The sequence below is a fragment of the Pseudomonas sp. NPDC087697 genome (genome assembly GCF_044743155.1).
Classification (GTDB): domain Bacteria; phylum Pseudomonadota; class Gammaproteobacteria; order Pseudomonadales; family Pseudomonadaceae; genus Aquipseudomonas.
Map to the genome: position 1 here is coordinate 14083 of NZ_JBIUVW010000014.1, position 14132 is coordinate 28214.

A 14132-nucleotide genomic window follows, 5' to 3' on the forward strand; every position below is an offset into this window, starting at 1 on the left:
AATGAAAAGCAATACAACAATTAAGAAAGTGAAAGCAATAAACACCTAATCTCTTAAAAACAGAAGGACGGTTAACGCCGACCACTTGGGTATGAGGTGAAGCTATGTTAAACCGCGAGCTCGAAGTCACCCTCAATCTCGCCTTCAAGGAGGCGCGTTCGAAACGTCATGAGTTCATGACCGTCGAACACCTCCTGTTGGCTCTATTGGATAATGAGGCTGCCGCCACCGTTTTGCGTGCCTGCGGCGCAAACCTCGACAAACTCAAGCATGACCTGCAGGAGTTCATCGACTCCACCACGCCTTTGATCCCCCTTCATGACGAGGATCGCGAAACCCAGCCAACCCTGGGCTTCCAGCGTGTATTGCAACGTGCTGTCTTTCATGTGCAGAGCTCGGGCAAACGCGAAGTGACTGGCGCCAACGTGCTGGTCGCAATCTTCAGTGAGCAAGAGAGTCAGGCGGTGTTCCTGCTGAAACAGCAGAGCGTTGCACGCATTGATGTCGTCAATTACATCGCTCATGGCATCTCGAAAGTGCCTGGGCATGGCGATCACTCTGAAGGTGAGCAAGATATGCAGGACGACGAGGGCGGTGAGTCTTCTTCTTCAGGCAATCCTCTGGATGCTTACGCCAGCAACCTCAACGAACTGGCACGCCAGGGCCGTATCGACCCGTTGGTAGGGCGTGAAATGGAAGTTGAGCGTGTCGCGCAGATTCTGGCGCGCCGGCGTAAAAACAATCCGTTGCTGGTCGGCGAGGCAGGCGTGGGTAAAACCGCGATTGCCGAAGGCCTGGCCAAGCGCATTGTCGACAATCAGGTGCCTGATCTGTTGGCCAATAGCGTGGTTTACTCGCTCGATCTGGGCGCGTTGCTCGCTGGGACCAAGTACCGTGGCGATTTTGAGAAGCGCTTCAAGGCGTTGCTCAATGAGCTGAAAAAACGTCCACAGGCGATCCTGTTCATCGACGAGATTCACACCATTATCGGTGCGGGTGCTGCGTCCGGTGGCGTCATGGATGCTTCGAACCTGCTCAAGCCGTTGCTGTCGTCGGGTGATATCCGCTGCATCGGTTCGACCACGTTCCAGGAATTCCGTGGAATCTTCGAGAAAGACCGTGCCCTGGCTCGGCGCTTCCAGAAGGTCGATGTGTCGGAACCTTCGGTCGAAGACACCATTGGCATCCTGCGCGGGCTCAAGGGGCGTTTCGAACTCCATCACAACATCGAATACAGTGATGAAGCCCTGCGTGCCGCTGCCGAACTGGCCTCACGCTACATCAACGATCGGCACATGCCGGACAAGGCCATCGACGTCATCGACGAGGCGGGCGCCTATCAGCGTCTGCAGCCAATCGAGAAACGTGTGAAGCGCATCGAGGTGCCTCAAGTCGAGGACATCGTGGCGAAGATCGCGCGGATTCCGCCAAAACACGTCACCAGCTCCGACAAAGAGCTGCTGCGTAACCTTGAGCGCGATCTGAAGTTGACGGTGTTTGGCCAGGATGCGGCGATCGACTCCTTGTCGACCGCGATCAAGCTGTCCCGCGCCGGTCTGAAGTCGCCAGACAAACCTGTCGGTTCGTTCCTGTTTGCTGGCCCTACCGGTGTTGGTAAAACCGAAGCGGCTCGGCAATTGGCCAAGGCGCTGGGGATCGAACTGGTTCGCTTCGACATGTCCGAGTACATGGAGCGCCACACCGTTTCGCGTTTGATCGGTGCACCTCCAGGCTACGTCGGGTTCGACCAGGGCGGCCTGCTGACTGAAGCGATCACCAAGCAGCCTCACTGCGTGCTGTTGCTCGATGAGATCGAGAAGGCGCATCCGGAAGTCTTCAACCTGCTGTTGCAGGTCATGGACCACGGTACGCTCACCGATAACAACGGGCGCAAGGCGGATTTCCGTAACGTGATCGTCATTATGACGACCAACGCCGGTGCCGAAACCGCAGCTCGGGCTTCTATCGGCTTCGCGTATCAGGATCACTCGTCCGATGCGATGGAAGTGATCAAGAAGAGCTTCACGCCGGAATTCCGTAACCGTCTGGACACCATTATCCAGTTTGGTCGCCTCAGTCATGAGGTCATCAAAAGCGTGGTGGACAAGTTCCTTACCGAACTGCAGGCGCAGCTGGAAGACAAGCGTGTACTGCTCGAGGTCACCGACGCTGCACGCAGTTGGCTGGCGGCCGGTGGTTACGATGCGACCATGGGTGCGCGACCAATGGCACGCTTGATCCAGGACAAGATCAAGCGTCCGCTGGCGGAGGAGATTCTCTTTGGCGAACTGGCCGAACATGGCGGTGTGGTACACATCGACATCAAGGATGGCGAGTTGACGTTCGACTTCGAGACCACTGCTGAAATGGCCTGACGGTTGTTGCTGTTGCTTTAAAGCGAAAGGCGCCTGTTGGCGCCTTTTTGCTGTCTGCGGTTTGGTCTGGATTGGGGTGTATATCCGTTGCTGCGGTAACGGCGGCTTAGGGTTTCGCCCTTACGGCGACTCACTTTTTTTACAAGCGCCAAAAAAAAGTAAGCAAAAAAACGCTCGCCCCGAGCGTACGGCACCTCGCTTAGGCTCGGCGTTCCCTCGCTCCGGTGTCCATCAGGAGGCATCGCCTACGGTCTGCTTCGCTACGACCTCCTCTCGATGTGTCCGGCTGCGCCGTACGGCGCTACGCGCCAACCTCCTGATGAACACCTCCACTCGGCCTCCCGAAGGGGCGGGTGGATCAAGATCAACGGCAATAGCACGGCGACCTGCCGGTCGGCCTGAGTGGTTGGGGCGTGTTTGGCTTTGGATGCTGCGCAGAGCGTTGGGGGTGATCGAATAACTGTAGGAGCAAGGCTTGCCCGCGATGGCGGCCTGACTGTTGACCGGTTTCTGGTGGGTGTACTCGAATTATATTGGGGCCGCGGAACGCTTTGGCTTTGGCTTTGGCTTTGACTTTTGATGTTGATCTGCTTCTGATCTCTCGCCCCTTCGGCAGGCCGAGCGTAGGTGTTCATCAGGGGGTAGGCGCGTAGCGCCGTTCGGCGCAGCCGAACACATCGAGAGGAGGTCGTAGCGAAGCAGACCGTAGGCGATGCCCCCTGATGGGCACCGTAGCGAGGGAGCGCCGAGCCTAAGCGAGGTGCCGTACGCTCGGGGCGAAGCCTTTTGCTTACTTTTCGGCGTCTGGAAAAGTAAGTCGCTGTAAGAGCGAAACCCTAAGCAGCCATCACCGCAGCAACGGATATGCCCCCAACCGACGGCCCAACCAATGCCCTAAACAAATCCCGGACAAACAAAAACGCCCGGCAGAGCCGGGCGTTTTGTATTGACTTGATTAACGGGCGCGGTAAGTGATCCGCCCTTTGCTCAAGTCATAGGGCGTCAGCTCGACGCGCACTTTGTCACCGGTAAGAATACGAATGTAGTTCTTGCGCATCTTGCCGGAAATATGCGCGGTTACGACGTGCCCAGTCACCCTCTCCACACGAAACATGGTGTTGGGCAGGGTGTCGACGACAGTGCCTTCCATTTCGAAGCTGTCTTCTTTCGACATGCAGTAAAGCCCTCGGTATCCAATGAATGGCCCGGTGCAACTGCGCCAGGCAAAAGCGGCGTGCATTGTGCCCGAAAAATGGGGTTTAAGCCAAGGGCTTTAAGGGCTGACCCTAGTTCAGAACCACCCAGCGTTGATTAATCAGCAGCTCGATGGGGCGATACTGGGTCTTGTAGTTCATTTTTTTGCAGTTTTTGATCCAGTATCCAAGGTAGACCGCGTCCAGCCCCAGGCGCCGGGCTTCGTTGATCTGCCAGAGAATCGCGTAACGCCCCAGGCTGCGACGATCTTCTTCGGGTTCATAGAAGGTATAAACCGCCGACAAACCGTTGGGCAGCAGGTCGGTCACGGCGATCGCCAGCAGGCGACCTTCGAGGCGGAACTCATAGAATCGCGAAAACGGCAGGTCGCGGACCAGAAAGGTCGAAAACTGATCGCGGCTGGGCGGGTACATGTCGCCATCGGCGTGGCGCTGTTCGATATAGCGCTGGTAAAGGTCGAAATATTCTTCGCTGTAACCCGGTTTGGCGGGGCGAACCTGCAGGTCGGCATTGCGTTTGAAAATACGTTTCTGCTGACGGTTAGGCGAAAATTGCGCAACGGGAATACGCGCAGGCACACACGCATTGCAATTCTGGCAATGCGGCCGGTACAGGTGATCGCCACTGCGACGAAAACCCATTTCCGACAGGTCTGCATAGACATGCACATCCATGGGCTGGCTAGGGTCGAGGAACAGCGTAGTAGCCTGCTCATCGGGCAGATAACTGCAAGAGTGGGGCTGAGTGGCATAAAACTTGAGGCGCGCCAACTCGGTCATGAATCAACCCTCGGGGATAGCTGTTCAATTAAGTGTAAGCCACGGGTGAAAAAGTCGCTCAGCAAACCCATGTGGCACGGCTGGGTTGATCAAGGTGTTGCCGAAGATAACCGGCAAACTCTCGGCGCGGGATCGCCCGGGCACCCAGGCTGTGCAGATGATCGGTTGGCATCTGGCAGTCGATCAGCGCGAAACCGGCGTCCTTGAGGTGATTGACTAAAGTGGCAAAGCCGAACTTGGAGGCGTTGTCGGCGCGGCTGAACATGGATTCGCCGAAGAACAGCTGACCCATTGCCAAGCCGTAGAGCCCGCCCACCAGCACCCCTTGATCCCAGACTTCAACCGAATGGGCGTATCCACGAGCGTGCAGCTCCGTATAGGCGGCTTGCATCGCGTCGGTGATCCAGGTGCCGTCGGCGTACTCCCGCGGCGCGGCGCAGGCGCTGATGACGGCGGCGAAGTCCTGGTCGAAGGTCACCTCGTAGCGTTTTTGCCGCAGCAGTTTGCCGAGACTGCGTGAAATATGCAGTTCGTCGGGAAACAATACGGTGCGTGGGTCAGGTGACCACCAGAGGATCGGCTGACCCTCCGAGAACCAGGGGAAGCAGCCGTGGCGATAAGCCCGGATCAGCCGATCAGCACTAAGGTCGCCGCCTGCGGCAAGCAATCCGTTAGGGTCGCGCATGGCTTTTTCCAGCGGCGGGAAGTTCAGGGAATCGCGTTGTAACCAGGTCAGCATGGCATCCAGGCTTGCAGAAGGGGAGGGCGGCGGCAGGCCAGGGCCCGTCGCGATAGGTGTTTCATCAGTTGTCGTCGAGGTATTTTTCGGCGTCCAGTGCCGCCATGCAACCGGCACCCGCGGAAGTCACCGCCTGGCGGTAGACATGGTCAGCCACGTCGCCCGCTGCAAACACCCCTGCGATCTCGGTGGAGGTGGCATCGCCTTCGCTGCCGCCCCTGACTCGCAGGTAGCCGTTGTGCATCTCCAACTGACCCTGGAACAGGTCGGTGTTGGGCTTGTGACCAATGGCAATGAACACGCCGGTCAGTTCCAGGTCTTTCATCTCACCGGTCAGACTGTCGCGCAGGCGTGCGCCGGTCACTCCGCTGGAATCGCCCAGTACCTCTTCAAGGTTCTGGTTCCAGTGCAGGCGGATATTGCCGTTTTTGGCGCGCTCGAACAGTTTGTCCTGAAGAATTTTCTCCGACCGCAGCTTGTCGCGACGATGGATCAGGTGGACTTCCCTGGCGATGTTGGCCAGGTACAGCGCTTCCTCAACGGCGGTGTTGCCGCCGCCAATCACCGCGACCACCTGATTGCGGTAGAAAAAACCATCGCAGGTGGCGCAGGCGGAAACGCCTTTGCCGGCGAAGGTTTCTTCAGAGGGCAATCCCAGGTATTGCGCCGAGGCGCCGGTCGCGATAATCAGTGCATCGCAGGTGTAAGTGCCGCTGTCGCCGGTGAGTCTGAACGGCCGCTGCTGCAACTCTGCGGTGTGAATGTGGTCGTAGACGATCTCTGTGTCGAAACGCTCGGCGTGTTTTTGCATGCGCTCCATCAGCACCGGGCCGGTCAGGCCTTCGACATCGCCTGGCCAGTTGTCGACTTCAATGGTGGTGGTCAATTGACCGCCGGCTTGCAGGCCCGTGATAACGGTCGGCTTGAGGTTGGCGCGAGCGGCATAAACAGCGGCGCTGTAACCGGCCGGGCCGGAACCCAGAATGATCAGGCGTGAATGCTTAGCTTCGCTCATAAAAACACCTCATAAGCCTTTGTCACAAAAGAGAATGCATGCTCAAATTGAAGCGCGCGCAACGTACTTTTGGCTATGCTACACCTTAGCTGCTCTGGCGTGGCATCGTGCGGGCAAACCCGTACAATGCCTGTCTGTATCGGGATGTTCCGAAATCGTGGTTAAAAAGATCGTCCGAACGCGGCCCGAGCCTTCGGCAGCTCCTACGGTTTCAGATTTCAATGTCAGAGTGTTAAAAGTAGTCTCTGTTGCGCTCGTTAACTTTGTTGCCTGCCCGGATTGGGCAGTTTTTTGTAGTCAATCAACAGTTGGACGCGCTACAGGCGCAGGAAAAGACGCGTTTTGAAGAAATCCACCGCAGCACCTAAAACAGCAGTTCCACTCTGGCGTCAGCATCTGCACTACCGGCTCAAGGAAGGTGCACTGATCGCCATCGGTGCCTTGTGCCTGTTCCTGATGATGGCCTTGTTGACCTATGGCAAGGACGATCCGGGCTGGAGTCATAACAGCAAAATCGACGATGTACAGAACTTCGGCGGGCCTGCCGGCTCGTACAGCGCCGATATTCTGTTCATGGTGCTGGGTTACTTCGCTTATATCTTCCCGCTGTTGCTGGCGATCAAGACTTACCAGATCTTCCGCCAACGCCATGAGCCGTGGCAGTGGAGTGGCTGGCTGTTTTCCTGGCGCTTGATCGGCCTGGTGTTTCTGGTGTTGTCGGGCGCGGCCCTTGCGCATATCCATTTCCATGCCCCAACCGGTTTGCCGGCCGGCGCCGGTGGTGCGCTGGGTGAAAGCCTGGGCGATCTGGCGAAAAACGCGCTGAATATTCAGGGCAGCACCCTGATGTTTATTGCGCTGTTTCTGTTTGGTCTGACCGTGTTCACCGATCTTTCGTGGTTCAAGGTGATGGACGTCACCGGCAAGATCACCCTCGACCTGTTCGAACTGTTTCAAGGCGCCGCCAATCGCTGGTGGGCTGCGCGCACCGAGCGCAAACAACTGGTTGCGCAACTGCGTGAAGTCGACGATCGGGTGCATGACGTAGTGGCGCCGACCGTGACCGACAAACGCGAGCAAGCCAAGGTCAAAGAGCGCTTGATCGAGCGTGAGCAGGCCCTGAGCAAGCACATGTCCGAGCGCGAGAAGCAGGTTCCGCCGGTGATTGCTCCAGCGCCGCCCAAAGCACCAGCGCCAAGCAAGCGCGTCGAGAAAGAGAAGCAGGCGCCGCTGTTCGTTGACAGTGCGGTGGAAGGCACCTTGCCGCCGATTTCGATTCTCGACCCGGCAGAAAAGAAACAGCTCAACTATTCGCCTGAGTCGCTGGCTGCGGTCGGCCACCTGCTGGAAATCAAACTCAAGGAATTCGGCGTCGAAGTCTCGGTGGATTCGATTCACCCGGGCCCGGTGATTACCCGTTACGAGATTCAACCGGCGGCCGGGGTAAAAGTCAGCCGTATTTCCAACCTGGCCAAAGACCTTGCACGTTCGCTGGCAGTAACCAGTGTGCGGGTGGTGGAAGTGATTCCCGGCAAGACCACAGTTGGCATCGAGATTCCCAACGAAGACCGGCAGATCGTGCGCTTCTCCGAAGTGCTGTCGACCCCGGAATATGATGACGCCAAGTCCCCCGTCACCTTGGCCCTGGGCCATGACATCGGTGGCAAACCGATCATCGTCGACCTGGCGAAAATGCCGCACTTGCTGGTGGCCGGTACGACCGGTTCCGGTAAGTCGGTGGGTGTGAACGCGATGATTCTGTCGATCCTGTTCAAGTCAGGCCCGGAAGACGCCAAGCTGATCATGATCGACCCGAAAATGCTGGAGTTGTCGATCTACGAAGGCATTCCGCACCTGCTGTGCCCGGTGGTCACCGACATGAAGGACGCCGCCAACGCACTGCGCTGGAGCGTGGCCGAGATGGAGCGTCGCTACAAGCTGATGGCGAAGATGGGCGTGCGTAACCTGTCCGGTTTCAACCAGAAGGTTAGAGAAGCGCAGGAAGCCGGTACGCCGCTGACAGATCCGTTGTACAACCGCGAAAGCATCCACGACGAAGCGCCGCTGCTGACCAAGTTGCCGACCATTGTGGTGGTGGTCGACGAGTTCGCCGACATGATGATGATCGTCGGCAAGAAAGTTGAAGAGCTGATCGCGCGGATCGCCCAGAAAGCCCGTGCGGCCGGCATTCACCTGATCCTCGCGACCCAGCGTCCGTCGGTGGACGTGATCACCGGTCTGATCAAGGCCAACATTCCGACCCGTATGGCGTTCCAGGTATCAAGCAAGATCGACTCGCGAACCATCATCGACCAGGGTGGCGCCGAGCAATTGCTGGGTCACGGTGACATGCTCTACATGCCGCCAGGCACCAGTCTGCCGATTCGTGTCCATGGTGCGTTCGTTTCCGACGATGAAGTTCACCGGGTGGTTGAAGCGTGGAAACTGCGCGGCGCGCCGGAATACAACGATGACATTCTCGCCGGTGTCGAAGAGGCCGGTAGCGGCTTTGACGGCGGCAGCGGCGGTGGCGACGATGACAGCGAAACCGACGCGCTTTACGACGAAGCGGTGCAGTTCGTGCTGGAAAGCCGCCGCGCCTCTATCTCGGCGGTTCAACGCAAACTCAAGATCGGCTACAACCGTGCTGCGCGCATGATCGAAGCCATGGAAATGGCCGGGGTCGTGACGTCCATGAATACCAACGGTTCGCGCGAAGTGCTTGCCCCAAGCCCAATGCGCGACTGACCGGTGCCGCGTGAGATCACGCGGCATGCCATTCAAACGAATATCAAAGAGGACTCCCATGCGTCTTATCCGCATGTTGTTGCTGCCGGTACTGGCTTTAACCACACTCTCGGCCCACGCCGATGACAAGGACGTGGCGCGTCTGACCCAACTGCTCGAAAAGTCGCAGACCCTGACCGCACGTTTCTCGCAACTGACCCTCGACGGCAGCGGCACTCAGTTGCAGGAAACCGCTGGCGAGATGTCCTTGCAGCGTCCGGGCCTGTTCTACTGGCACACCGATGCGCCACAAGAGCAACTGATGGTGTCTGATGGCAAGAAAGTTTCCTTGTGGGACCCGGACCTGCAACAGGTCACCATCAAGAACCTCGATCAGCGCCTGACCCAGACTCCAGCACTGTTGCTGTCCGGTGATGTGTCGAAAATCAGTCAGAGCTTCGCCATCACATCCAAGGAAGCCGGCGGCGTGATCGACTTCACGCTCAAGCCCAAGACCAAAGACACGCTGTTCGACAGCCTGCGTCTGTCGTTCCGCAACGGCATGGTCAATGACATGCAGATGATCGACAGCGTCGGCCAGCGCACTAATATCCTGTTCACCGGGGTCAAGGCCAACGAGCCGATTCCGGCCTCCAAGTTCAAGTTCGTCATCCCTAAAGGGGCGGACGTAATTCAAGAGTAAGACGCCGGATCAGTGTGGGAGCGGGCTTGCTCGCGAATGCGGTGTATCAGTCACCATCTATGCTGTCTGACATACCACATTCGCGAGCAAGCCCGCTCCCACAGGTACCGCGGTGTTCATCCGGCTTGAGCGTTAAGCAATAACCCGAGGTTTTAACCATACGTGATGGACCTGTTTCGTAGTGCTCCGATAGCTCAGCCGTTGGCCGCCCGTTTACGTGCGGCCAACCTGGACGAGTATGTCGGTCAGGAACACCTGTTGGCCCGCGGCAAGCCGCTGCGCGAGGCGCTGGAGCAGGGTGCCTTGCACTCGATGATTTTCTGGGGGCCGCCAGGCGTGGGTAAAACCACCCTGGCGCGGCTGCTGGCGGAAGTCTCGGATGCGCACTTCGAAACCGTCTCGGCGGTGCTGGCGGGGGTAAAGGAGATCCGTCAGGCGGTGGAAGTCGCCAAACAGCAGGCCGGACAATATGGCCGTCGAACCATTCTGTTCGTCGACGAAGTGCACCGCTTCAACAAATCGCAACAAGATGCCTTTCTGCCGTACGTCGAAGACGGCACGCTGATTTTCATCGGTGCGACCACCGAAAACCCGTCGTTCGAACTGAACAACGCACTGTTGTCCCGTGCGCGCGTTTACGTGCTCAAGAGCCTCGATGAAACCGCACTGCACAAACTGGTGCAGCGGGCGTTGACCGAAGAGCGCGGCCTGGGCAAGCGCCAGCTGAGCCTCGGCGATGACGGCTTCAAGATGTTGCTGAGCGCCGCTGACGGTGATGGCCGGCGTCTGCTCAATCTGTTGGAAAACGCCTCCGACCTGGCCGAAGACGGCACGGAGATCGGCATCGACCTGTTGCAAAGCCTGCTGGGCGACACCCGGCGACGTTTCGACAAGGGCGGCGAAGCTTTCTACGATCAGATTTCCGCGTTGCACAAATCGGTGCGTGGCTCCAACCCGGACGGCGCGTTGTACTGGTTCGCGCGGATGCTCGACGGTGGCTGCGATCCGTTGTACCTGGCCCGGCGCGTGGTGCGCATGGCCAGCGAAGACATTGGCAATGCCGACCCGCGGGCCTTGAGCCTGTGCCTGGCCGCGTGGGATGTGCAGGAGCGGCTTGGCAGCCCCGAAGGCGAGTTGGCGGTCGCACAGGCGATTACCTATCTGGCCTGCGCGCCGAAAAGCAACGCCGTGTATATGGGCTTCAAAGCCGCCATGCGCAGCGCCGCCGAGCACGGTTCGCTGGAAGTCCCGCTGCATTTGCGCAATGCCCCGACCAAGCTGATGAAGCAACTCGGTTATGGCGACGAATACCGTTATGCCCATGATGAGCCGGACGCTTACGCCGCCGGCGAAGATTATTTCCCGGAGGAGCTGGAACCGCAGTCGTTCTACCGACCGGTGCCGCGAGGTCTGGAATTGAAGATTGGCGAGAAGCTCAATCACCTTGCACAACTCGACCGTCTTAGCCCGAAACAGCGGAGAAAGTAGTGATTCGAACTATTCTTGCGGTGTCCGTGGCCGGTATCGCTGGTACATTACTGCGTTTCGCAGCTGGCAATTGGGTCAATGCCAATTGGCCGCGGCATTTTTATGCGGCAACCCTGGCCGTCAATCTGGTGGGCTGTCTGATCATCGGTTTGCTTTACGGGCTGTTTCTGATGCGCCCCGAAGTGCCGATTGAAATTCGCGCTGGCCTGATCGTCGGTTTTGTCGGCGGTCTGACGACCTTTTCATCCTTTTCACTGGATACGCTACGTTTGCTGGAAAGCGGGCAGGCACCGATAGCCTTCGGTTATCTGGCGATCAGCGTATTCGGCGGGCTGCTCGCGACGTGGGCTGGCCTATCCTTGACCAAACTTTGATAAACGAGAGACCGACATGCTCGATTCCAAACTGTTACGTAGCAACCTTCAGGACGTAGCGGACCGCCTGGCATCCCGTGGCTATGCCTTGGATGTTGCGCGCATCGAAGCGCTGGAAGAACAGCGCAAGACCGTCCAGACCCGCACCGAAGCACTGCAGGCTGAACGTAATGCGCGCTCCAAATCCATCGGCCAGGCCAAGCAGCGCGGTGAAGACATCGCACCGTTGATGGCGGACGTCGAGCGCATGGCGAACGAGCTCGGTGTCGGCAAGTTCGAGCTGGACGCGATCCAGACCGAGCTGGACGCGATTGTGCTGGGCATTCCTAACCTGCCACACGAGTCGGTGCCGATTGGTTCCGACGAAGACGGCAACGTCGAAGTGCGCCGTTGGGGCACGCCGACCGCCTTCGATTTCGAAATCAAGGACCACGTTGCGCTGGGCGAGAAGTTCGGCTGGCTGGACTTTGAAACCGCCGCCAAGCTGTCTGGCGCCCGTTTCGCCTTGCTGCGCGGGCCGATCGCTCGTCTGCACCGCGCCCTCGCACAGTTCATGATTAACCTGCACACCAGCGAGCACGGCTACGAAGAGGCCTACACGCCTTATCTGGTTCAGGCGCCGGCCTTGCAGGGCACCGGTCAACTGCCGAAGTTCGAGGAAGACCTGTTCAAGATCAGCCGCGAAGGCGAAGCCGATCTGTACCTGATTCCGACCGCTGAAGTGTCGCTGACCAACATCGTGGCTGGCGAAATCATCGACGCCAAACAGCTGCCGATCAAATTCGTGGCTCACACGCCATGCTTCCGCAGTGAAGCCGGCGCGTCGGGTCGTGACACTCGCGGGATGATTCGTCAGCACCAGTTCGACAAGGTCGAAATGGTCCAGATCGTTGAACCATCGACTTCGATGGAAGCGCTGGAAGGCCTGACCGCCAACGCCGAGAAAGTCCTGCAATTGCTGGAACTGCCTTACCGCACCATCGCGCTGTGCACCGGCGACATGGGCTTCAGCGCGGTCAAGACTTACGACCTGGAAGTGTGGATTCCGAGCCAGGACAAATACCGTGAAATTTCGTCGTGCTCCAACTGCGGCGATTTCCAGGCCCGTCGTATGCAAGCGCGTTTCCGTAACCCGGAAACCGGCAAGCCTGAGCTGGTTCACACCCTGAACGGTTCCGGTCTGGCGGTCGGTCGTACCCTGGTGGCGGTGCTGGAGAACTATCAGCAGGCCGACGGTTCGATCCGTGTGCCAGCCGTGCTCAAGCCGTACATGGGCGGCCTTGAGGTCATCGGCTAAATGGAATTTCTGCCGCTGTTTCACAACCTGCGCGGCAGTCGTGTGTTGGTCGTCGGTGGAGGGGAGATTGCCTTGCGCAAATCCCGTCTGCTGGCCGATGCCGGTGCGCTGCTGCGGGTCGTTGCACCCGAGATCGAAGCCCAGCTGCGTGAGTTGGTGCAGAACAGTGGCGGCGAGCTGGTGTTGCGCGGCTATCGTGAGTCGGACCTCGACGGTTGCGGGCTGATCATTGCCGCCACCGACGACGAACCGCTGAATGCGCAAGTCTCCGAGGATGCTCATCGGCGCTGTGTGCCGGTCAACGTGGTGGATGCGCCGGCCTTGTGCAGCGTGATCTTCCCGGCGATCGTCGACCGTTCGCCGTTGGTGATTGCCGTTTCCAGCGGCGGCGATGCGCCGGTGCTGGCACGGTTGATCCGCGCCAAACTGGAAACCTGGATTCCCTCGACCTACGGCCAACTGGCCGGGTTGGCGGCGCGTTTTCGCAACCAGGTCAAAGGTCTTTTCCCGGATGTGCAGCAGCGTCGGGCATTCTGGGAGGATGTTTTCCAGGGACCGATCGCTGATCGTCAACTGGCCGGGCAGGGCGCTGAAGCCGAGCGTTTGTTGCTGGCAAAAATCAACGGTGAATCCCCAAACGCCCCGGGTGAGGTCTATCTGGTAGGCGCGGGCCCTGGTGATCCGGACCTGCTGACTTTCCGCGCCTTGCGACTGATGCAGCAAGCCGATGTGGTGCTGTATGACCGTCTGGTGGCACCGGCGATTCTTGAGCTGTGCCGTCGCGATGCCGAGCGGATTTACGTCGGTAAGCGACGCGCCGATCACGCCGTGCCTCAGGATCAGATCAACCAGCAATTGGTGGGTCTGGCTAAGCAGGGCAAGCGTGTCGTGCGGTTGAAGGGCGGTGATCCGTTCATCTTTGGCCGTGGCGGCGAAGAGATCGAAGAACTGGCGGCCCATGGCATCCCGTTCCAGGTCGTGCCGGGTATCACCGCCGCCAGCGGTTGCGCGGCCTATGCCGGGATTCCGCTGACCCACCGTGATTACGCGCAGTCTGTGCGCTTTGTCACCGGCCACCTGAAGGATGGCACCACGGATCTGCCGTGGAGCGATCTGGTCGCGCCAGCGCAAACCCTGGTGTTTTACATGGGGCTGGTGGGGTTGCCGATCATCTGCGAACAGTTGATCAAGCACGGTCGTTCGGCGGACACGCCGGCGGCGTTGATCCAGCAGGGTACGACGCCGAATCAGCGCGTGTTCACCGGCACGCTGGCCAACCTTCCACAGCTGGTGGCGGAGCATGAGGTTCATGCACCGACGTTGGTGATCGTGGGAGAAGTGGTGCAACTTCGCGAGAAACTCGCGTGGTTTGAAGGCGCCCAGTCTCAAGTCTGATGTTGGTCAGTGGTACCGTGTCGCG

At 58.8% G+C, this 14132-nt stretch carries 11 protein-coding genes; 7 read left to right on the forward strand and 4 right to left on the reverse strand.

The window, feature by feature from the left end; translation table 11 throughout:
• Positions 1-104: 104 nt before the first annotated feature.
• Positions 105-2375 carry an ATP-dependent Clp protease ATP-binding subunit ClpA gene (gene clpA / locus ACIPIN_RS12620; RefSeq protein WP_401118986.1) on the forward strand — a complete coding sequence of 757 codons (2271 nt, stop codon included), beginning with the start codon at positions 105-107 and terminating at the stop codon, positions 2373-2375.
• A 955-nt stretch (positions 2376-3330) separates the two neighbouring features.
• On the opposite strand, the gene infA is transcribed toward clpA, so the two are convergent.
• From infA to trxB, 4 genes are all read right to left on the reverse strand, one after another.
• Positions 3331-3549, reverse strand: coding sequence for a translation initiation factor IF-1 (infA, locus tag ACIPIN_RS12625; RefSeq protein ID WP_401118989.1), 219 nt, complete (start codon positions 3547-3549; stop codon positions 3331-3333).
• A gap of 112 nt (positions 3550-3661) precedes the next feature.
• A complete protein-coding gene (locus tag ACIPIN_RS12630; RefSeq protein WP_123425891.1) occupies positions 3662-4369 on the reverse strand; it encodes an arginyltransferase in 708 nt (235 codons plus the stop codon).
• Between the two features lie 58 nt (positions 4370-4427).
• Entirely contained in the window at positions 4428-5108 is a 681-nt protein-coding gene (gene aat / locus ACIPIN_RS12635) for a leucyl/phenylalanyl-tRNA--protein transferase (RefSeq protein ID WP_401118991.1), read from the reverse strand.
• A 64-nt stretch (positions 5109-5172) separates the two neighbouring features.
• Positions 5173-6123: a thioredoxin-disulfide reductase gene (gene trxB / locus ACIPIN_RS12640; protein WP_401118993.1), complete on the reverse strand. Its 951-nt coding sequence runs from the start codon at positions 6121-6123 to the stop codon at positions 5173-5175.
• A gap of 342 nt (positions 6124-6465) precedes the next feature.
• Here trxB and ftsK point away from each other — a divergent pair, with 342 nt between their 5' ends.
• The 6 genes from ftsK to cysG all read left to right on the forward strand — a co-directional run bounded on the left by ftsK (position 6466) and on the right by cysG (position 14107).
• Positions 6466-8871 (forward strand): DNA translocase FtsK, encoded by a 2406-nt coding sequence (gene ftsK / locus ACIPIN_RS12645; protein WP_401118996.1) that lies wholly within the window; start codon positions 6466-6468, stop codon positions 8869-8871.
• Positions 8872-8929: 58 nt separating this feature from the next.
• On the forward strand, positions 8930-9553 hold the full coding sequence (lolA, locus tag ACIPIN_RS12650) for an outer membrane lipoprotein chaperone LolA (protein ID WP_123425895.1): 624 nt from the start codon (positions 8930-8932) through the stop codon (positions 9551-9553).
• A 165-nt stretch (positions 9554-9718) separates the two neighbouring features.
• A complete protein-coding gene (locus tag ACIPIN_RS12655; RefSeq protein ID WP_401118999.1) occupies positions 9719-11041 on the forward strand; it encodes a replication-associated recombination protein A in 1323 nt (440 codons plus the stop codon).
• Positions 11041-11415 carry a fluoride efflux transporter CrcB gene (crcB, locus tag ACIPIN_RS12660; RefSeq protein ID WP_123425897.1) on the forward strand — a complete coding sequence of 125 codons (375 nt, stop codon included), beginning with the start codon at positions 11041-11043 and terminating at the stop codon, positions 11413-11415. Before ACIPIN_RS12655 ends, crcB begins: the two co-directional genes overlap by 1 nt.
• A 16-nt stretch (positions 11416-11431) precedes the next feature.
• Positions 11432-12712 (forward strand): serine--tRNA ligase, encoded by a 1281-nt coding sequence (gene serS, locus ACIPIN_RS12665; protein ID WP_401119002.1) that lies wholly within the window; start codon positions 11432-11434, stop codon positions 12710-12712.
• Entirely contained in the window at positions 12713-14107 is a 1395-nt protein-coding gene (cysG, locus tag ACIPIN_RS12670; protein WP_401119005.1) for a siroheme synthase CysG, read from the forward strand. It begins immediately after the preceding gene.
• The last annotated feature ends 25 nt before the right edge of the window (positions 14108-14132 follow it).

What these genes read in the sequence shown, in the direction of transcription:
- cysG (WP_401119005.1), top strand. Translation starts at nt 12,713, where the DNA reads ATGGAATTTCTGCCGCTGTTTCACAACCTGCGCGGCAGTCGTGTGTTG.
- clpA (WP_401118986.1), top strand. Translation starts at nt 105, where the DNA reads ATGTTAAACCGCGAGCTCGAAGTCACCCTCAATCTCGCCTTCAAGGAG.
- ACIPIN_RS12630 (WP_123425891.1), bottom strand. Translation starts at nt 4,369, where the DNA reads ATGACCGAGTTGGCGCGCCTCAAGTTTTATGCCACTCAGCCCCACTCT.
- trxB (WP_401118993.1), bottom strand. Translation starts at nt 6,123, where the DNA reads ATGAGCGAAGCTAAGCATTCACGCCTGATCATTCTGGGTTCCGGCCCG.
- lolA (WP_123425895.1), top strand. Translation starts at nt 8,930, where the DNA reads ATGCGTCTTATCCGCATGTTGTTGCTGCCGGTACTGGCTTTAACCACA.
- ACIPIN_RS12655 (WP_401118999.1), top strand. Translation starts at nt 9,719, where the DNA reads ATGGACCTGTTTCGTAGTGCTCCGATAGCTCAGCCGTTGGCCGCCCGT.
- aat (WP_401118991.1), bottom strand. Translation starts at nt 5,108, where the DNA reads ATGCTGACCTGGTTACAACGCGATTCCCTGAACTTCCCGCCGCTGGAA.
- infA (WP_401118989.1), bottom strand. Translation starts at nt 3,549, where the DNA reads ATGTCGAAAGAAGACAGCTTCGAAATGGAAGGCACTGTCGTCGACACC.
- serS (WP_401119002.1), top strand. Translation starts at nt 11,432, where the DNA reads ATGCTCGATTCCAAACTGTTACGTAGCAACCTTCAGGACGTAGCGGAC.